The organism is Nostoc sp. CmiVER01 (assembly GCF_034531135.2).
GTDB lineage: Bacteria > Cyanobacteriota > Cyanobacteriia > Cyanobacteriales > Nostocaceae > Nostoc.
In genome coordinates this window covers 25,259-45,387 of the sequence record NZ_JAVRBU020000021.1, presented here as the reverse complement: position 1 = coordinate 45,387, position 20,129 = coordinate 25,259, and the positions used below count along the sequence as shown (strand labels likewise).

At 38.8% G+C, this 20,129-nt stretch carries 13 protein-coding genes; 6 read left to right on the top strand and 7 right to left on the bottom strand.

The features are described from left to right. The first annotated feature begins 149 nt into the window (after positions 1 to 149). From RMZ43_RS30005 to RMZ43_RS29985, 5 genes are all read left to right on the top strand, one after another. Entirely contained in the window at positions 150 to 1,196 is a 1,047-nt protein-coding gene (locus RMZ43_RS30005) for a hypothetical protein (protein ID WP_322652395.1), read from the top strand. Next, positions 1,197 to 2,663, top strand: coding sequence for a DUF3131 domain-containing protein (locus RMZ43_RS30000; RefSeq protein WP_322652396.1), 1,467 nt, complete (start codon positions 1,197 to 1,199; stop codon positions 2,661 to 2,663). It begins immediately after the preceding gene. Positions 2,664 to 2,730: 67 nt separating this feature from the next. Further along, complete coding sequence (locus RMZ43_RS29995) at positions 2,731 to 4,734, top strand: glycosyltransferase (protein WP_322652397.1); 2,004 nt, start codon at positions 2,731 to 2,733, stop codon at positions 4,732 to 4,734. A 98-nt stretch (positions 4,735 to 4,832) separates the two neighbouring features. Beyond that, positions 4,833 to 5,543: a PIG-L deacetylase family protein gene (locus tag RMZ43_RS29990; RefSeq protein WP_322647796.1), complete on the top strand. Its 711-nt coding sequence runs from the start codon at positions 4,833 to 4,835 to the stop codon at positions 5,541 to 5,543. 104 nt (positions 5,544 to 5,647) lie between these two features. Then, positions 5,648 to 5,974: an STAS domain-containing protein gene (locus RMZ43_RS29985; protein WP_322647797.1), complete on the top strand. Its 327-nt coding sequence runs from the start codon at positions 5,648 to 5,650 to the stop codon at positions 5,972 to 5,974. Positions 5,975 to 6,018: 44 nt separating this feature from the next. On the opposite strand, the gene RMZ43_RS29980 is transcribed toward RMZ43_RS29985, so the two are convergent. After that, entirely contained in the window at positions 6,019 to 7,209 is a 1,191-nt protein-coding gene (locus RMZ43_RS29980; RefSeq protein WP_322652398.1) for a SpoIIE family protein phosphatase, read from the bottom strand. Positions 7,210 to 7,358: 149 nt separating this feature from the next. On the opposite strand from RMZ43_RS29980, the gene RMZ43_RS29975 reads away from it, so the two are divergent. Beyond that, positions 7,359 to 7,775, top strand: a complete 417-nt coding sequence (locus RMZ43_RS29975) for an ATP-binding protein (RefSeq protein ID WP_322647799.1) — start codon at positions 7,359 to 7,361, stop codon at positions 7,773 to 7,775. A gap of 3 nt (positions 7,776 to 7,778) precedes the next feature. On the opposite strand, the gene RMZ43_RS29970 is transcribed toward RMZ43_RS29975, so the two are convergent. The 6 genes from RMZ43_RS29970 to RMZ43_RS29945 form a co-directional block, all read right to left on the bottom strand. Continuing rightward, positions 7,779 to 10,169, bottom strand: coding sequence for an ATP-binding protein (locus tag RMZ43_RS29970; RefSeq protein WP_416212409.1), 2,391 nt, complete (start codon positions 10,167 to 10,169; stop codon positions 7,779 to 7,781). Between the two features lie 5 nt (positions 10,170 to 10,174). Beyond that, positions 10,175 to 10,681: a Rab family GTPase gene (locus RMZ43_RS29965; RefSeq protein ID WP_322647801.1), complete on the bottom strand. Its 507-nt coding sequence runs from the start codon at positions 10,679 to 10,681 to the stop codon at positions 10,175 to 10,177. 50 nt (positions 10,682 to 10,731) lie between these two features. Then, positions 10,732 to 12,915 (bottom strand): OmpA family protein, encoded by a 2,184-nt coding sequence (locus RMZ43_RS29960; RefSeq protein WP_322652400.1) that lies wholly within the window; start codon positions 12,913 to 12,915, stop codon positions 10,732 to 10,734. A gap of 132 nt (positions 12,916 to 13,047) precedes the next feature. Continuing rightward, a complete protein-coding gene (locus RMZ43_RS29955) occupies positions 13,048 to 13,695 on the bottom strand; it encodes a hypothetical protein (RefSeq protein WP_322652401.1) in 648 nt (215 codons plus the stop codon). A 270-nt stretch (positions 13,696 to 13,965) separates the two neighbouring features. After that, a complete protein-coding gene (locus RMZ43_RS29950; RefSeq protein WP_322652402.1) occupies positions 13,966 to 18,648 on the bottom strand; it encodes a response regulator in 4,683 nt (1,560 codons plus the stop codon). A gap of 79 nt (positions 18,649 to 18,727) precedes the next feature. Then, entirely contained in the window at positions 18,728 to 20,035 is a 1,308-nt protein-coding gene (locus RMZ43_RS29945; RefSeq protein ID WP_322652403.1) for a hypothetical protein, read from the bottom strand. Positions 20,036 to 20,129 lie beyond the last annotated feature (94 nt).

The following is a 20,129-nucleotide window of genomic DNA, read 5'->3' as shown; positions in this document are numbered from 1 at the left end:
CACCTTGATTGAAATACAACTCACTGTAATTACAAAGTCGTGTTTGTTATTAATCAGTTGTATTTGGGAATACTTGTACATGATGCAGTTAGTAGCTTGCACAGTAACTGACATCTCGATTTAAAATCCCAGGTTATTCCTTCAAATCTATGAACAAGGTACGACTGGCGCTGATGATGCTAATTTTACTAGGAAGCATCTTTGCGAGTAAAAATTTAATGGCGATCGCTGATGCCTCAAAGCAGCTCGAAAACCGTAAATTAAACCAAACAACTTCCAATCCTCCTGTACTACTGGGGCTGTACACTCCAGATTACATCGGAAATAAAAGTACAATTGATAGCCAACTGCGTCAAGTCGATCAATGGGTTGGTAAGCGCCATTCTATTGCTGGATTTTTCTTTGATATCGAAGACTCGAATCCCGCTTACAATATTCCAGTTTCTCTAGAACAACTCAAGCAAAACGGATACACAGCCTTTATTAATCTCAAATCCACTCGTTCAGCAGCGCAGATTGCTAGGGGAAACATAGATAGTTCTCTGCAAAAAGTGGCAAAAGCATACTCTGACTGGACAAAACGAGGGGACGGTCGTATTGCGTTTATCGCTCCGTTGCAAGAGATGAACATTCCCGGAGAAGCATACAGCAAAGACCCACAAAACTTTAAGTTAGCTTATCAACGTATCCAAAAAATATTTAAAGAAGCTGGTGTATCTTCACAGGCAATCCGTTGGGTATTTGCACCTAATGGTTGGAGTGAAAACAACGAACATCGCTTTGAAAATTACTATCCTGGGGACAAATCGGTAGATGTCGTTGCCTTTAGTTCGTACAACTGGGGGTATTGTAGTAATTCTGCTTGGAAACATTGGAGTAGTCCAAAAGAGGTTTTTGAACCATATATCAAGCGGATGAAGGTTATGGCTGGCAGTAAGCCGATTTTCATCGCTCAAACAGCTAGTACGAGTAATACGCAAAATGGTTTGCCCAACAGTGGCAAAGACCAATGGTTACGAGACTCTTACACTCAGCTAGGTGGGATGGGTGTAAGAGCTATTCTTTATTTCAATATTAATAAGGAATGTGATTGGGCAATTAACAGCAATAGCGGCAAATCTGCTGGTTATAAAGACGCGGTAAATAATCCAGCTTTCGGCTATTTATCGCCTGCTGAGTTGGCAAAGAAGATATAAATGGCAATAAGCGGCATCAAAAGCATGATTTTGCAATCAGTTTTGTACGCAACGGCAAATCAACAACCCCTGCTTTGTCCAAGTCCGGCGACGTGGCAATGTTCTCCTACGCCATCTATGATTATTGCTGCCCCTAATAACTTTAATCCTGATGTTCAAACACCAACGCCATCAACCGTTCCAGAACCGATTGCTCCGATAGTCACGCCACTACCACTAAAACCAAAACCGACGCCACCAAAACCAACCGCTACGCCAGAAAAACCTGCTACTCCAACGCCCACAACTTCTTTACCACGATTGACTCAAGAAGCGGATAAAATTGCTGCGGGACGAGCTTGGAAATATTTTGAGCGTAACTGGAATCCTCAAACAGGTTTAGTAAATTCGGTAGATAACTTGCCGTGGACAACTTGGTGGGATCAAGGTAGTGCCTTACTAGGAATTCATGCGGCTTACCAGTTAGGGTTATTGCCGCAAGATGTTTTCCAAAAGCGGATGAACACATTGCTACAAACGTTAGAAAAACTGCCGCTACCTGCAACTGGTTTGCCTAACAAAGCTTACAGCACCCATACTGCCGAAATGCGCCGACTCAATGACACCCCCGATCCCAAGGGTACAAGTGGTTGGTCAGCTTTGGATATGGCGCGATTTTTATTAGGATTGCATGTTATGCGATCGCATTATCCAGAATATAGCGATCGTATTAATCGCATTGTTGCTCGTTGGCATACATCGAAACTTGTCAAAGATGGTTGGTTAAATGGTGCCATTCCTAGAGCAGGCAAACTTCTGGAAGTGCAAGAAGGACGATTAGGCTACGAGCAATACGCTGCTCACAGTTTAAAGCTGTGGAATATTCAAGCTGCAAATGCTCTTTCCAATCCACCAGTAAAAACCGTTGAGATAGATGGAATTAAACTACAAATCGACGAGCGTAATTTCAAAAACTCTGGAGCTACTAACTACCTGACGAATGATCCTTATTTACTTTGGGGTTTAGAAATGGGTTGGAATGATGCTGTTAAATCTCAAGTACAAAACCTTTTCAAAGTGCAACAACAAAGGTTTAAACGCACTGGAATTATAACTGCTGTAAATGAAGATTCTTTAGATCGTCCTCCTTACTTTTTATATTACAGTGTCTACGCCAATGGTCAACCTTGGCAAGCCGTTAACACTGGAGGAAAAGCCTATCCTCAATTGCGGTTTATCAGTACAAAAGCAGCATTTTCTTGGTTTGCGCTCATGCCAGATGATCCTTACACCAAAAGGCTGCGAAACTTTACTCAAAATCTATCCGATAAAAATCGCGGCTATTTTTCAGGACGATATGAAAATTCTAAATTAGGTGTTAATGCTTCAGTTGATATTAATACAAATGCGAGTATTTTAGAAAGTCTGCTTTACCAAGCTAGAGGCAGACATCCACTAGTGCTTAACTTTTCGGAAATTAAAAATTAAAACTTAAAGCAATTAATTTTTAATTTTAAATGGTCAACTTCTAATTGTTTTAATTACTGGTACTAACATGACTTCAGTTTCTCTTAGTGATAATTCCTCAAACTTTTCCGGTAACAGTCGTTCATCACTCAAAAAAAGAACGCTGTTGTTTCGCTACCTGGCAGAAATAAATTTAATTTTTGGAATTTGGTATTTGCAATGGCGCATCACCGATTCCATCAATTTTGATGCGCTCTGGATCTCAATTCCTTTGCTGATAGCAGAAATTTATAGCTATTTCGGTGGTGTAATGTTTGTAATTGGGTTGTGGCGTCCTTTAGTGCGACAGATTAAGTCTCTCGACCAGATGATCCCATCTATACCCAGATCGGACTGGCCAACAGTGGATATATTTATCACCTGCTACAACGAGCCGCCGGAAATTGTAGAAGAAACTGCCAAAGCTGCTCTAGCAATAGATTATCCGCCAACCAAATTATGCGTTTATGTACTGGATGACGGTAACTCGGCTGATATACGAGCTATGACAGAAAGATTGTGTATTGAGGATTTGCAGTCACCACAACTACAACGAGAAGCGAATCGAATTGATGCAGAACACTCTAGCTTGTTGGAGCGTCTGAAGCAACTGGAAAATCTTACACCTAATACTCAAGCTGCTGAACAATGGCTGCAATCATCGGAATCAGAGGCGAAGCGGTTTGCTAGCGAATTTGTCCAAAGTCTGCGACAGTTTATTCTTTGGTTACCTCCACAGCATCAAAGTATAAGCGATTCTCCTGCAAAGACGCTACGCGAACGCTTAACCACCGAACGAAAAGCCTTAGAAGCAGCTATTCGCAAAAAAGAACTGGAACTGGTGGAACTCTCTCGGTTTCGCTATATTGCTCGTCCCAAGACCCCTGGTGTAGCGCATCATGCTAAAGCAGGCAATATTAATTACGCAATTTTTTCTGGAGAAACGGCAGGAAATTTTATTGTTACTCTAGATGCTGACCACATTCCCAAGCCAAATTTTCTCAAGCGAGTTTTGCCTTATTTCTACACCTATAATCTTTCAACAGGAAAATACGACCAGAATCAAATTGCTTTTGTACAAACTCGCCAAGATTTTTACAATATTCCTCCAGGAGATCCTTTTGGACATCGAGCAAATTTATTTTATGGGCCACTTCAACAAGGTAAAGATGGCATGAATTCTGCGTTTTATACGGGTACAAATGCGATATTAAGGCGTGAAGCATTAGTTAGTGTGGGACTGCAAAATTTTGCTGATGAATTTGCCAAAGATGAAAAACGTTTAGATGAATTTGATTTAGTTGGTGGAGTATCGAGTAATAGCATTACTGAAGATATGAATACAGCCATGCGTCTGCATAGTGCTGGCTGGAAATCTATTTATCACAACGAACTTTTGGCAGAAGGTTTAGCGCCAGATGATTTGAGTTCTACTCTTAAACAGAGGCTACGCTGGGCACAAGGAACTATTCAAGTACTAGTAAGAGAAAATCCCCTGACAAAATCGGGGCTAATGTTTTGGCAGAGGTTGCAATATTTTCAGACAATGTATAGTTATTTCTCTGGTTTTGCAACTCTGGTTTTTATCTCTTGTCCAATTATCTATTTTTTTACGGACATTGTTCCAGTTAGAACCTATGGGTCTGACTTTGCTATACACTTTTTTCCAGCTTTTATTATCAACCGTCTTACTTTCCTGGCTGCTACTTGGGGGATTCCAGCTAGAGAAGTTTGGCGTTCTGAACAATATGCGATCGCTTTATTCCCCTTATTAATCCAAGCGGTATGGAGTGTGTTTACAGGGCAAAAACTCAGTTTCCAAGTAACGCCTAAGCAACGCCAATCCGGAATTTATCTTCGGCTCGTTTGGCCACAGCTGGTTGTCTTTGCTCTCACTATTTTAGGAATGTTGTGGAGTCTTTATCGCTTTGCGATTGGTCATTTAAATGATCCTTTGGTTCATTTACTCAATGGAGCATGGGCTATCTATAACTTGTTACTTTTGTGGGCTATTATTCGCGCATCTGTTTGGCAACCTTCAAAAGAAGTCTAAGAGACTAGTACTACAAGGCGGAGTCAAAAGTCAATCACGCTTTAATTTTGAGTTTTCTGACTGTAATGAAATGGTAGCCTTTTAGAAAGAAAACAGCTATGAACACTTATTCAGACTTAAACAAATTTGGTCAGCGAACTGTCTTAACAGTTTATGCTCATGCTGATGATGAAGTTCTACCTGCTGCTGGCACTCTCAGTCTGATGTCAAAGGCAGGATGGAATGTTCGTTGCTTAATTTTGACCGATGGCGGTCTTTCTAGTTCACCTATTAAGGGTACACGTCATCAAGAAGCAGATGCAGCTGGTAAAATCATCGGTGCAACTTACGATTTTCATGCACTTGAGGAGTGCAATTTCTCAACACAAGCAGTGATTAAAGTTACTGAAGAAGCTATTGGGCGTTGGCAACCGGATCTAATTATTACTCATACACCACAACCTGAAAAATATGGACATAGAGATCATGAAGTGTGTGGTATTGCAGTTTCTAATGTTGCTACGCGTAAAAATATATCTTTATGGTATTCAGCGCCGCCTGTTTTTTTGCGTGGTTTTGAACCTAATTTTTTTGTGGATATCACCTCTGTAATTGAGGAAAAAGTTGCAGCTATTGGCTGTTACGAATCAGAGCTAAACAAAGCTTTTATGCAACTTGATGCCATACTAGTTTTATCTCGCTTTTGGGCACGAGAGTTAGGTCAGAAAGATGGTTATTTTGAAGCTTTTGAAATTTCCCGGCAATGTGTAAATGGGAGCTTTTTTACTGCAATAGCAAATAATAATTACCAAGTGCTCAAACACAAATAATTACGTATAAAACACAAAAATATTGTTTTTTATATTGCGGTTTTCTTAGGTCGATGCCAAAATATAAATACATATTCTCAAGCAAAATAATAAGGGAACAAACCATGAATTTGAATGTAACAGTACTAGAGTTATCTGGAATTTTAGATGGGATTAGAGGTAATGAGCTACGTCGTGAAATTAGCGGTATTCTAGCAAATGGAGTCGATATTTTATTACTTGATATGAAAGAAGTAAAGTTTATCGATAGTTCTGGTTTAGGTGCTTTGGTCTCAGCAATGCAAATGGTGCGTAATGCTAATGGTAAACTTTTTGTTTGTTCTATTAACGATCAAGTCAGGATGTTGTTTGAATTGACTAAAATGGATAGAATTTTTCAAAGCTTTGCTGACCAAGAGGAATTCAATCGCCAAGTATTGGCAACGCAGTAATCAGATAGACAATAACAAAATTTGAATATGCATATTTGACCATCCTAGCCAAAGTTAACTTTTACTAAAGATAAGTCATCATCAAGATTATCTTGAGCATTTAAGCTGAGAATATTTGCTAATAGTTGATTGAGGCTACAGGTATCTCTCAGGCTATATTTCGTTAGTAAGTCAATGAAAGCATCAATACCCCAAATTTTGCCGTCTGACTGATTAATTTCATAAGCACCATCACTAAAAATGTATAGAGTGCTGTTTTCTCCAATATCAAAAACAGCATCCTCAAATTGGACATCAGGTAAAAAACCAATTGGTAAATCTAAAGAACTTAACTGTTCAACTTGGATGCTTGTTGTTGAAGTATTAGATAACAATAAAGCTGGTGGATGTCCGGCATTAGCATAAATGAGTTGACGTTTAAGGCGGTGATAAACTCCATACCAAATTGTGAAGTATTTATCACCGTGTTTCGTCATTTGGAAGGCGTGATTGAGTGCTTTTAGGACTTCACTGGGTTGACAAAAGTTAGTGTTCGGTAGAGATTGCGATCGCAAAACATTCTGCACAGATACAGATAGGAGGGCTGAACCTACCCCATGGCCGGATACATCCAACAAATAAATTGCCAAATTATCCTCGTCGATCCAATGATGATCAAAGCAATCACCCCCTAACTGTGCTGAAGGAATAAACAGATTTTCTGTAGTTACTGCTCCTACAAGTGGTGAGGGTAAAAGCGATCGCACATAATCAGCAGCCTCAGCTAATTCTGCTTCCAAAATTTGCTTTTGGGTTTGTAAATCTTGATTTAGTGTCTCCAAAACTTCTTTTTTACTTTGTAAATCCTGATTTAACTGGTGTAATCTTAGCCCTGCTCTTACCCGTGCTTTCAATTCATTCATTTCTATTGGTTTAGAAACAAACTCGTCTGCTCCAGCATCAAGTCCCTTAACTCTATCTTCCTCCTCTCCTCGAGCTGCTCCCCTAGCAGTTAATAGAATAAAAAAAGTAGTTGCTAATTGTGGATCTGCTCTAATTCGACGACACACTTCTAACCCATCTAATTGAGACATCATCCAGTCACAGATAATCAGAGCAGGACGTAGTAATTGTGCTTGTGTAATTCCTTCCTCGCCATTTTTGGCGACACTAATATCGTAACCCTGATTTTGGAGTGTTTTTTTCAGTACTGTTCGCACTATAGGGTCATCATCAATAACCAGAATTTTCAACATAAATTAAATTTAGCGAAGTTGAATAAAAAGTAATTAATTGCTTTTATTAAAGTTATATTAATTTTAGTTTTTAATGTATAGTGAAAATACTCAAATTAAATAAATTCATTATCGAATATGATTGTTTCAAAATATTTATTGGTTAAAAAGTGAAAAATAAAATTTATCTAAAAGTCAACACAGACCTGACAGCCTCACCTCAAGTGTTGTCTTGGTTCGAGCAGATGAATCAACCAGCTATTCTCGATAAAACAATTTGGTGGCAATGTCAAACTCTAATGATAGAAGGCTTCACTAACATTGTTGAACATGCTCACAGGAATTTACCTATTGAAACTCCTATTGAAATAGAAGCTGTACGATTAGATGAATATATAGAAATTCGCATTTGGTCTCAAGGTGAACCCTTTGACTTAGAGCAGCAACTGCAACAAACACCTGAATTTGAGGAGAATGAGCAAGAGCGCGGCCGTGGTTTAAAAATCATGTCCGCTATTGCCGACAAGTTGAGTTATGAGCCGACAGTAGATCATCGTTACTGTTTAGTTATTAGTAAATATTATTAAAGTTTAGGAATTAAGAGTCCTGCTTAAAAATTCTTGGATGCGTTGAACAAACTCCTCTAACTCTGAGATTAAGTTAGTAGTACCTCGGCGCTCTTGATTGATCGCTAGTTGTTCTAATTTTTCTGCTGCCAGATACATAGTTGTAACTCCCATATTGGTACTAGCACCTTTAATTTGATGGGTTTCAAGCGCTAGTTTATCATAGTCGTGGGTTGCGATCGCTATTTTAATTACCTCTAGACGAGGTTGAATATCTTCAACAAACATTTGTAATAGTTCCAATTCAAATTCTGGGTTGTTTTCTGAGAGTTGATGCAAGTGTTTCCAATCAATTGGGAGGTCAAATAAATCTACATCTGTTGGAGAAACTGTCTGTTCCAAAGCATCTGTTTCTTTTTCTTTAAATATCGCATCTCCCCAACGCTCTAGCACCGCAGCCAATTTTTCTTTCATTACTGGCTTACTTAGATAGTCGTCCATTCCGGCATCTAGACACATTTGTTTGTCTTCTTTCATGGCATTAGCTGTCATCGCAATTACTACAGGACGACGACCAGTGACAAAGCTACTTTTTGGCCAACGATGAATTTCTTTTGTGGTTTCTAAACCGTCGAGAACTGGCATTTGGCAATCCATCAGAATTAAATCGTAGGGAATTTGTTCTAATAGCTGTAATGCCTCTTTTCCATTACTAGCGACATCAGCACTGTAGCCCAAGCTTTGGAGTTGCTTCAAGGCTATTTTCTGATTCACTTGATTATCTTCAGTTAAGAGGATTCTTAATTTATGGGGGTTAAGAGACTGGTAAGAAGACACAGGGTAGCTTTTACGTGCGGACAATAAAAATAACTCTTGATTCTTGGCTCCTGACTCCTCTGGAATAACAGAAGCGGCAATCGTAAAGTAAAATGTACTACCTACACTAAGCTCACTTTCAACCCAAATTTTGCCACCCATTAACTCGCACAGTTGCTTACAGATAGCAAGACCTAAACCCGTACCGCCATACTGTCGAGTAATGGAAGAGTCAACTTGACTGAAAACTTTAAATAAACGTTCAAGGCGATCGCGTGGAATTCCAATGCCTGTATCTTTAACACTAAACTGAATTTCGTCAGTATTTACAGTAGAAGAATGATTAATATCGCTATTCTTGCGGGTTATAACTGAAACTTCTATGCTTCCAGTTTCGGTAAATTTAATAGCATTACTGAGTAAATTAATCAAGACTTGGCGTAGTCTAGTGATATCTCCTACAATTGTATTAGGAAGTTCAGGAGTATCTAAAAATGTGAGTTTTAAACCTTTTTCTCTAGCTGTAGGCCCAAGCATATAAAGAGCCTCATTAATACAATTTCGCAAACCAAAAGGTTCTTCTTCTAGTTCCAAATTACCTGACTGGATTTTGGAAAAGTCAAGGAAATCGTTAATAATTTTGAGCAAATAATTTCCACTGTTATAAATAGTTTCAACAAAATCTTGCTGTTCATCAGCTAATTCAGTATATAACAACAAACTAGCCATACCAATTACCGATGCAATTGGAGTCCGAACCTCATGGCTAATCATCGCTAAGAATTCCTGTTTAGCAAGTTCTGCCTGCTTTCGTTCAGTCATGTCTCGCAAAATGTAAACATAACCTTGAAAATGTTCAATTTCTGTCTTTACTATTGAGGATGAAAAAGCTACGGGAATTGTTTTACCATTTTTGGTATAGCAAATGCTTTCTACCTCTTTTACTAAAAAATTTATGTCTTGACTATAGGTATCAATACTTTCAATGTCCCTAATTATTAATGGATAGTTCTTGACTTCTTTAATCACTTTTGTGATAGATTGACCAATGAGTTCTATTTCGTTATATTGCAATAGTTTTTGTGCAGCACAATTGATTTTTTTTATCTCACCTGATAGCGTTGTCACTAACAACGCATCTGCCATTGATGTCACAATTTGGTCAATATATTGTTTGGAAGCTTTTAAATTACGTAGTAAAAGATTTGCTTCATTTGCACCTTGAAATAAAGATTGCTCAAGAACCATCCGTTCTGTCGCATCTTCAATAACAATGATTAGTCGATTACTAAAATGATCTTCTGTGATATTATTAGTAATACGAATATCAATATATAAAGGAAAAGCCGGATCTTGCGATCGCATAATTCCTTTTAATTCAAAATTATCTTGCTCTCTCTGCAAAATTGCATCAAAGACATCTTCAAGTCCCTCTAATTCAGGAAATACAATCCGAACATCTTGACCTGGCTTCAATTCATTAGAAATATCGACAAAACGATTTAGTCCCAAAGACATCTCTAGAATCTTGAAGTTTTCATCAATTATCAAATATTCAATACCACATACAGATAATAAATTGATCAAAAATGAGTTCATCTTAATTAAATTAAATGAGTGGCTAAAAATTGAAATATTTTATCAACATTATTGCCAGTTTTAGCTGAAGTTATATACGTGTCTAATATATTAGCTTGATTGGTGAATTGATACATTTTACGAATGTTTTCTAAATATTCGGCTGCAATCATATCTGATTTGTTCAGTGCAACAACAATATAGCTTTTAGGATTAACAGCTAAAAAAGTTTGAATATGTTCCTGGATATGAAGAAGCGTTTCTGCTTGTGTCACATCACCAACTATCACAGCACCTTTAGAACCTTGAAAATAATTTTTTGCTACTGCTTTAAACTTATTACTACCTTCTATATCCCAAATTATTAGCTGTAAGTCTTGTTCCGAAACACTAACCAATTTACGAGAGATTTTTACTCCTACAGTTGAAAGATATTCGTCACTAAATTGAGACTCAACAAATCGGCGAATTAGACTAGTTTTTCCAACACCAAAATCACCAAATAAACATATTTTTTTAGAAATTGTAGACATAGTTGAATTAAAGTAGGGAATATTTTATATAAATCATAGCTACTACAAACTTAAAATTGATTGTTTATCACTTCTAGAGCGACACAGCGACTTAACCATAAGGGGTGAGTTACATCAATTCCTGGTGGTAAATTTGTCCTACCAATGACCTGTAGACGAGATGGTTCGATACCTAATTTAACCAGTGCTTGTTGTACAGCTTTTGCTCGCGCCAGTGCCAATTTTTGAGATTTGTTCACGCCAGTACGGTCATAACTATAACCAATAATTTTTAAATGCTTATTTGGGTGCTGATTGAGGAAAAACTTGACCTGTTGAACTTTATGTAGTGCGTCTGCTTTCATTAAACTCGCTGAGTCGGGTTGAAAGTAAAATCGAACTTCAATGTGTGGGGGTTGTATTCGCACTGCACTAGACACAGATTTTACGCCTGGAATTTGCTCAAATGCATGAGCAATAATCTGAGCATCTGCAATTCGGTTGACTGTTCCTTCAATAGCTACTTTACCAGCGATGTATTGAGCGGAAATTGCTATATCATCAGTCTGATTTAAAACTGCTGTGATTCGTTTGACTTCAGCAGCAGCTAATACAGGATCTGCTGGTACTTCTACTAATAAAATTTGATTATCAATCAACCAATTAGGAGAGGTAATTTTAACAATTTGCTCGGCTTTATGGCGAAGAAGTTGATTAGGTAATCGTCCTGTTAATTTTAATTTATTATGTTCTGCTTGTACAGTTAGCCGATATACGGCTAGTTCTGGAACAGAAGTTAGAGCCAACGAAGTTTTATTTTCAATGGCATGTATAACTCCACTACGGTATTGCCAAATACCCCAAGGAATGAGAATAGTGCTGATAAATGTTAAGCCTAATACCAGTAGAGGTGAGATTTTTGTTTTATTTGTATCCTGAATATCTGTATCTTTCAATTGTTCTAGAAGTGTATGAACTTCAAGAGGAATTAAATCTGGATCGCCGTCAAATTTTTCAATTACATCACCATATTTCTTAACAACTATGCTAAAAATTTGCCGCATTTTGCAAATAAAATTTTTGCTTGGTTCTCCACGCACAACAATTGCTAAATAACAATATCCTGCAACTTCTAAAATTATTTTGGATGTCCCATATTCAATTGCATCTAATTCTGTTATGCTTCCAGATTGATTGATGCAATCATTGGCAAAACTGCGAATTGCTGTTAGCATTCCTGCTACCATTTCAGCCTCTAGCTGCTCTACATCAGAATGCTGAATATCTGAGATGACTAAACCAGATGCTTTATGAATTAAGAAAATGGCTTGAATTGTAAATGGTAGAGCTTCTTTAAGAATTAATTCTGCTTCAGAAACTCCCTGTAGTTTGGCACGAATTTTACGTTTGATGCCTTCTATGCTGAGGGTTTCTTCAACTTGTTGGTTAATGGCACGGATTGTCTCTGCCATATATTTGGCTATGGTACTACCAATAATTGGGTAGAGTGCATCCACAACAATATTCTGTTCAATTTCAATTTGCTTCTTTATAGCTCGTCCCATTGTAGGAGCGATCGCATCTGAAATTTCTTCCGGAGCTATAATAATCTGCTGGGAGATAGCCAGAGGAATAACAGGTGCGATCGCCTCACCCATGCTAATTTTATTCTGTTCAGTGCGACTGCGGATAGTCTGATCGAGAATAGGAGCAATTATCTCGACAATTTCCTCTTTCGACTCTGTAATTTTTAGCCTTAAAAGCTCAGAAATGCACGGTAGCAGGAGATTTATTAGCTCTTTTGAATCATAAATTTGATTCTCTATTTTTGTTAATTTTTGTTCAGTTTTAGCTGTAATATTATTTATTTCTGCTAATTCATATCCAACCAATATTTCCCGTAATTTTTGCAATGCATCCTCTGAGTTATCTAATTTTTCCTCAAATTGTGCAACCATTTCAATAGATTTTTCTAATTCTTCTTGAGTAGTTTGTGAGGAATTAGATATATTTTGAATAACATTAAAATTCGATTCTAAATAAGCTTCACATACTTCTAATGTCACTGGAGCAAGTTGCAGCAATTCAATTTCTTCTGGAATATATTCATTTTCTGGTGGTAATAAAGAACAAGATTGCTCAGGTGATTCGATAATTTTGAGTTCGATTAGCAAATGCAGCAAATTGTCAAGCTCTCCAGCTTTTCCTGGTTTCAACTCAATAGATTGAGAAATCGAATTTTCCACCTGAGTCATCCTTTTAAGAGTGCTGAGTTAGGAATTAAGAGTAGAGACACGATTAATTGCATCTCTACAAGAGTTAGGAGTTAAGAATTTGGAGTCATTATCTTTCCCATCTCCCTTATCTCTCCTTGCCTTATAACTTAATTACGAATGTAATTCTGCTGTACTATTGGAGTGAGTGAACACTTTTGACAACTTTGTAGTTTCTAAAAGCGGTACAGCAGTATATTCATCACTGCGTTCATCGGCTGCTTCTCGCAATTTAGGAATAAATTCAGTTTCTTTCAGACGCATTCCCAAGGCAAACAAAGTTTCAGCCATATCGTCTTTAGAAACTTTAGTGTCTGTCAACTGCGAGAAGCGTCGATCTATTTCTTCTAAAATCAGATCCCGTAATGCCGTGACATCATCTTGTAATTGGACTTTCGTCTGAAAGATTTCATCTCTAATCGAGGTAGTTTGGTTATCTAAAGTTTCATCGAGCGATTGAACGCTATTAGAGAACTTTTTATTAAGTCTATCAACCTGTTGCCGTAAGTCAAGAGTTTCTTCTTGAGTTGCTAGGTTAAGTGACTTCAGCTTTTTATCCAATGCCTCAAACCCTGCTTTTAGTTCAGCCGAAAAGTTAGACTTGAGTTGATCGACATGCGATCGCATCTGTTGTTGCAGGAGAGATATATCTGATTCCAACTTGTTAAATCGATTTTCGTACTCTCTTAGCTGTGTTCCAAGAATAATATCGCGGATCTGGTCGATATTACCAAGCCGTTCTCGTACATCGTCTCTACTCATCTGACTCATTAGGAAAGCCTCACATTTCGGTAATCAATTGGGAATAGAAGGTGATGCCATTTAACTGAACATCTAGGCTGAAAATTCTCAGCTTTTGATGCAGCTAACTCACCGAATGTACTTTTTTTAGTACATCAAAGTTATTATTCCCAGTTGTTCACAAGTTCTATCTGGAAAATAGGAAATAAGTAATGAGAAATGAAAATAAATATTTTTCATGATTACTCAGAAAAAATTGTTAACGTTAATTTATTAAGAAATATTATTTTTTCAACTTTTGGCGTTACTATCTTTACAGATCAAAAACTCTTGGATGCGTTTAACAAACTCTTCTAACTCTAAAATTAAGTTACTAGTACCTCGGCGCTCTTGCTTTTTCGCTAGTTGTTCTAGTTTTTCTGCGGCTAGATGCATAGTTATAGCTCCAATATTGGCACTAGAACCTTTAATTTGATGAGTTCGGAGCGCTAGTTGCTCAAAATCATGATCAGCGATCGCTGTTTTAATTGCCTCTAAATGAGGTTGAATATCTTCAACAAACATTTGTAGTAGTTCCAACTCAAATTCTAGGTTATTTTCTGAGAGTTGATGCAAGCGTTTCCAATCAATTGGGAGGTCAAATGAATCTACATCCGTTGGAGAAACTGTCTGTTCCAAAGCATCTGTTTCTTTTTCTTTAAAAATTGCACCTCCCCAACGCTCTAGCGCCACAGCCAATTTTTCTTTGATTACTGGCTTACTTAGATAGTCGTCCATTCCGGCATCTAGACACATTTGTTGGTCTTCTTTCATGGCATTCGCTGTCATCGCAATTACTACAGGACGACGATTATTGACAAAGCTACTTTGTGGCCAACGCTGAATTTCTTTTGTGGTTTCTAAACCGTCGAGAACTGGCATTTGGCAATCCATCAGAATTAAATCGTAGGGAATTCTTTCTAATAGCTGCAATGCCTCTTTTCCATTACCAGCGACATCAGCACTGTAGCCCAAGCTTTGGAGTTGCTTCAAGGCAACTTTCTGATTTACCAGATTATCTTCAGCTAAAAGAATTCTAAGTTTGGAGGAGTTAGGCACAGGAGAATAATAGTTGCTCTTGTTTTCGTGATTTTTGACTTTTACCTCCTGACTGCTCAATTCTGACTCCTGTTGTTCCATCTGCCCTCCTAAAACAGTCATGATGGTATCGAAGAGTCGGGACGGCTTAACAGGTTTGACTAAATAAGCTGCAAATCCTATTTTGAGCGCCCGTTGGATTTCATCCCGTTGATTAGTAGAGGTAAGCATAATCAAAGGTAGACTAGCGATCGCTGAATTTGTCTTAATTTGCTCTCCTAAAGTCATGCCATCTATTTCTGGCATCTGCATATCAATCACAGCAACGTCATATTGAATTTTCTGCTTGGCAGCCTCCTGAATAGCTTTGAGGGCACTAACAGCCGAAGCAGCCTGATCTACAATCATTCCCCAACGAGTAGCTTGATGGTAGATGATTTTGCGATTAGTAGTATTATCATCCACTACTAACAAGCGCCGATTAGTCAGAAGTCCGGGTTCGCTTGCTGACGAAATAGGGTGAAGTTGCTTGGCACAAGTTACTTCAAACCAAAACTTAGATCCTTTGCCCAAGCGACTTTCTACGCCAATTTCTCCTCCCATTAAGCTCACTAGTTGCTTGCAAATTGCTAATCCCAAACCTGTACCGCCATATTTGCGGGTTGTAGAAGCATCTACTTGGGTAAATGGCGCAAAGAGTTTGCATTGGTCTTCAGAGGTAATACCAAGACCAGTATCTGTGATGGAAAAATAGATGGTGGCTGTAGTAGAGTTTTGCGAACGTAATTCTGCTCGTAGTACTACCTCTCCATTACTAGTGAACTTAATCGCATTGCTAATCAGGTTCATGAGAATTTGCCGCAGGCGGCCAGCATCACCTTGCAGCTGGGTGGGGACATTGGGATAAATTAATGCGGCAATTTCTAATCCCTTATTATGGGCTGGGGGAGCCAATAGTTCTAACACCTCTTCTACACAGGTAGATAAGTCAAAATCTAGAGTTTCTAGAGCCATTTCCCCAGCCTCAAGTTTGGATAAATCCAAAATTTCGTTAATTAGGCTTAAGAGGGCATCTCCACTAATCCGAATTGTTTCAATAAAATCGCGTTGCTCCGAGTTTAAAGGAGTGTCTAACATTAAGCCTGTCATGCCCAACACAGCATTCATCGGAGTTCGGATTTCATGGCTCATGTTCGCTAAAAAAGCACTTTTGGTTTTAGAAGCTAATTCAGCTTGATGACGAGCAATTTCGAGTTCTCTTCGCTGTTGAGTTTCTGCGTTTAACATTTGGGCTTGGGCTAAGGCAATACCTACTTGATCGGCGATTTGTCGTAAAAGATGAGTTTCAAAGCTAGACCATTGACGGTAGCTACCGCATTGATGGACAATTAGCAAACCACAGAGTTCTTCTTTGACCAGAATGGGTATGACCAAATTGGACTTTACCCCAAATTGTTGCAGTAATTCGATGTGGCTTTTTTGGACTTCAGTTATATCTAAGTCAATAAGCCCCAGATTCCGTTTTTGACGATACTGCTGTAGATAATACTGCTGTGTATATTCCGCTTGAAAGTAAGCATCGACTAGCTCTTTGTCTTTGATTGCCAGCCAGCCAGAAACTACTGCCTCAACGATGGTGGCTCCAGATGCATCTGCCAATGGTTGATAAATCAAAACTCGATCGCTATTGAGGATTTTTTGTACCTCCGTAACAGTGATTTGGAGAATTTCTTTGATTTGCAAAGATTGACGAATTTTGAGGGTGATTTCAGTAAATAGTTGCGATCGCAAATTTTGGCGTTGAAGTTCTTCTTCTGCCTGTTTGCGCTCAATAAACTGCCCTACTTGATCACCAATAGAATTCATGACCGTTGCCAAATCTGGGTCAGGTTGCTGGACTTCATGGCTAAAGCAGGTAATGACACCAATAATTTTTTTACCACTACGGATCGGAAAACCAAAAGCTCCGTGCAGGTCTGCTTGGGCAGCGATTTGAGAGCGGAGGAAATACTGATCTTCAACAACATCAGCAATCCAAACAGGTTCAACACTAGCCCAGACACGACCAGGCAGCCCAATTCCTGGTGCAAACGTAATCTGCCGACTTAAGATGTCAAATTCTTGCATTTTGTAGGATATTTTATACCATGAATTTAGCAATGACAGTAGATTTGCTTGCTGATCTACTATCCAAAATTCACTTAAATTCCATCCCAAACTCTCGCAGATTCCTTGCAGAATTTGGGGCATGGCTTCGTTGATTGTAGTTGACTCTGCTAAGACGCGTGTTGTAGCATACTCTGCTTTCAAATGTTGTTCAGTTCGTTTACGTAAACGAAGTTCCTCATAGGCATCACTGATATCGATACCTGTCCCAACAATGTATTCAACGTCGCCCTCATAATCTTGCAAGGTAGTGTTAGTCCAAGCAATCAACCGCCGACTGCCATCCTTCGTTAGCCAATAGTTTTCGTATTTGTTACGACCTACACCAATACGCAACTCCTTAAAAACTGCTTTAACCGGCTCTATCTCTTCAGGAAGTAAAAACAGGTTCCAGAAATGCCTTCCTTTCACCTCATCAAATGAGTAACCAGTTATTTGTTCACAAGCTTGATTGAAGCGAACGATTTGCCCTTGTGTGTCAAGAACTATTACCAAAGCGCTGGCTGTGTCAAGAACTGCTGAGATAAAGTTGCGTTCTGTGTTTAGTGTCTCCTCTGTTAATTTACGCTCTTTTACCTCACGAAAAATGAAGTAGTAGACTATAGCCAGAACAAGAAAACTTAAAAAAATAGCGAAGGCAAGTGTCAAAATCGTGTTTTTAGCGCTGGCTTTTGCAGCTTGTGACTGTTGTTTTAATAACCTTTTATCCTGATTCGCTATCTCATGGATGACCTTGCGGATCTGATCCATAAGATTTTTTGCCTGATTTGTTTGGATTACCTGCAAGGCGGCCTCGAATCCCTGATTTTGACGCAGGTATATAGTCTGCTTGAGTATGACAAGTTTTGCAGCTATCAAAGATTCAAGGTTTGCAAACTGCTTTTGTTGGCCAGGTTCATCTGAGATTAAATGCTTCAGTTCTGCAATTTTTGGATTGATGTTTGTAATTACTGCTTGATAAGGTTCCAGATAAATTTCTTGTCCAGTGAGGATATAACCGCGTTGTCCGGTCTCAGCATCCTTCATTTCAGACAGTAATTCTTCCAGTTTATTGATTTTCTCTTGGGTTTTTTCTACCTGATTATTATTATCAATTAATATACGTGTATTTTGATAAGAAATCATACCAATCAAAACTAGAATTGCCGATGCTAACCCAAACCCCCCCGCTACTCTTTTAAAAAATTGTTTGTGTACCTTCTGTGCCTGTTTGCGTGTATCGTTCGCCAATACTAAATTTGCTAAAGTGCGCCGCATTTCTAGTTGCTTGATTACCTGACGACCTAAAATTCGTAATGCTTCAACTTGTTCTGAAGAGAGGTTTCTTGGTACACGGTCAATTACGCAAAGTGTTCCTAGCGCATATCCTTCAGGGTTAGTCAGTGGTATACCAGCATAAAACCGAACATTAGGGTCAGAGGTGACTAAGGGGTTTGTAGCAAACCTTTCGTCAACTGTTGCATCAGGTACAACAAAAACCTCAGGCTGCATAATAGCATGGGCGCAGAATGCCACATTTCTGGGTGTTTGTAGCGCATCCAGACCAACTTTTGATTTGAACCACTGGCGATCGCTATCAACTAAACTGATTAAGGCAATGGGAGTTTCACAAATATATGAGGCTAAACGGGTAAGGTCGTCAAAGGCAGCTTCCGAACCAGTATCGAGAATTTTATACTCTAAAAGAGATTCGATTCGCTGTGTTTCGTTATCAGGTAATGGTGCTTTCATTCTTAAGGCTTATACAATTTTGGATTTTAGATTTTAGATTTGAAATTATTTATAGGGTTTACCTCCTGCCCCCTGCCTTCTAAAATTTGACCCGCAACTGCCCTGTCAAGGAATTACCAGCGTATGCACTTCCCCCTGTTTCTTGATTTCGGACATTGCTAAAGCTATAGCCAAGCTCTGTCTCTATATTTGGTGAAAGCTTTACTGTACAGCGCGTTTGATAGGTATAGGCGTTATCAAATTCTCCTTGAAGTCGCTGCTGTCCTAAGTTAGCAGCGAGGCGACAGCGTAAGAATTTAGAAATATCTCCTTCCCAAGCCACCTCAGCGTTGTACACTAAGAAATCTGCTGGAGAAAAATAGCCACTTGTGCGTTCTAAGTTGCGAGCAAAACTCCAATTGAATAAGTTAGCTGCTAGAGAAAACTGTCCAAACTTGCGCTCTAGCCTACTAAATGACTGCACCTCAGCATTACCATCGTTATAACTGCCCAAACGTAATGATGAAAACAAGCTGGTGTGACGGTCAATCTGCCAATACAAATCAGGCCCAAATCGCCAAGCAGTAATTTGATTGTCTAAAGTTCGGGCATTAGATTTATAAGGCCCTTGTTCTAAATTACCTGATAGCATTACTGCCGATAGCAATTGACCGGATGACGAAACTCGTGGCCGTGAAATCGGAACCTCTACCTTAGCATTGAGATTAATAGCTGTAGGTAAACGATTGAACACATCGACTCCAACTGCTGTTTGCAAAGTCGTTTGCCCAATTTTTCCCTGCCATCCAACTTGCAAGGGAAAATTAGTAACTGATTCAACACCACGTTGCTCAAAGAAGTTAAAACCTGTCTTGATAAATATTTTATTGCCATTATTCAATCGAAACTGAATCCTTGGTTCAAAGAATAAATTGGTTTGGCCAAAGTTATCTGTGTCATAGCGATAGTCCGTATAAATACTTTCCAAAACTGCACCCGGCTTTTTTGGCTCGGTAGAAGTTGTTGGTGAGCTAGAATTCTGCGGTGGTTCAGTGGAAGTTGGTGGTGGGCTAGAATTCTGCGGTGGTTCGGGTAGCGCTGTCGGTAATTGCAAATCAGGATTGAAGTTTTCGGGTGCCGCCATCAAAATGGGTGTTGGCTTTAATCGATAGGGAGGCATTTTAAGCGTACTTTCTTCTTGCCTCTTGAATTTGCTGACTCGCTCGGTCAATTCTGAAGGTGATTTCCAAGTCTGATGTGCTTGGGCAGCTTGTAACTTAGCTTCTGATAATGTCCAAATACCTACGCTACATATGACTCCCGATTGAATCTGTAAGTATCCTAAAATCAACTCAGTATACAAACTATATCGAGAAACAAAGAAATAACGTCTAAAATTGTCTGCCATAAATCGATACATAGTTGTAAATGATAAAACTTGCTGCCAAAAAGTTTTATGGTTGCTAGCTGATGTATTTGACTTGGGATTATGATGCCCACAA

Bases quoted from the DNA above. Each gene is read 5' to 3' on its own strand.
- RMZ43_RS29995 (WP_322652397.1), top strand. From the start codon at position 2,731: ATGACTTCAGTTTCTCTTAGTGATAATTCCTCAAACTTTTCCGGTAAC.
- RMZ43_RS29950 (WP_322652402.1), bottom strand. From the start codon at position 18,648: ATGAAAGCACCATTACCTGATAACGAAACACAGCGAATCGAATCTCTT.
- RMZ43_RS29985 (WP_322647797.1), top strand. From the start codon at position 5,648: ATGAATTTGAATGTAACAGTACTAGAGTTATCTGGAATTTTAGATGGG.
- RMZ43_RS29980 (WP_322652398.1), bottom strand. From the start codon at position 7,209: ATGTTGAAAATTCTGGTTATTGATGATGACCCTATAGTGCGAACAGTA.
- RMZ43_RS29970 (WP_416212409.1), bottom strand. From the start codon at position 10,169: ATGAACTCATTTTTGATCAATTTATTATCTGTATGTGGTATTGAATAT.
- RMZ43_RS30000 (WP_322652396.1), top strand. From the start codon at position 1,197: ATGGCAATAAGCGGCATCAAAAGCATGATTTTGCAATCAGTTTTGTAC.
- RMZ43_RS29945 (WP_322652403.1), bottom strand. From the start codon at position 20,035: ATGGCAGACAATTTTAGACGTTATTTCTTTGTTTCTCGATATAGTTTG.
- RMZ43_RS29955 (WP_322652401.1), bottom strand. From the start codon at position 13,695: ATGAGTAGAGACGATGTACGAGAACGGCTTGGTAATATCGACCAGATC.
- RMZ43_RS29990 (WP_322647796.1), top strand. From the start codon at position 4,833: ATGAACACTTATTCAGACTTAAACAAATTTGGTCAGCGAACTGTCTTA.
- RMZ43_RS29960 (WP_322652400.1), bottom strand. From the start codon at position 12,915: ATGACTCAGGTGGAAAATTCGATTTCTCAATCTATTGAGTTGAAACCA.
- RMZ43_RS30005 (WP_322652395.1), top strand. From the start codon at position 150: ATGAACAAGGTACGACTGGCGCTGATGATGCTAATTTTACTAGGAAGC.
- RMZ43_RS29965 (WP_322647801.1), bottom strand. From the start codon at position 10,681: ATGTCTACAATTTCTAAAAAAATATGTTTATTTGGTGATTTTGGTGTT.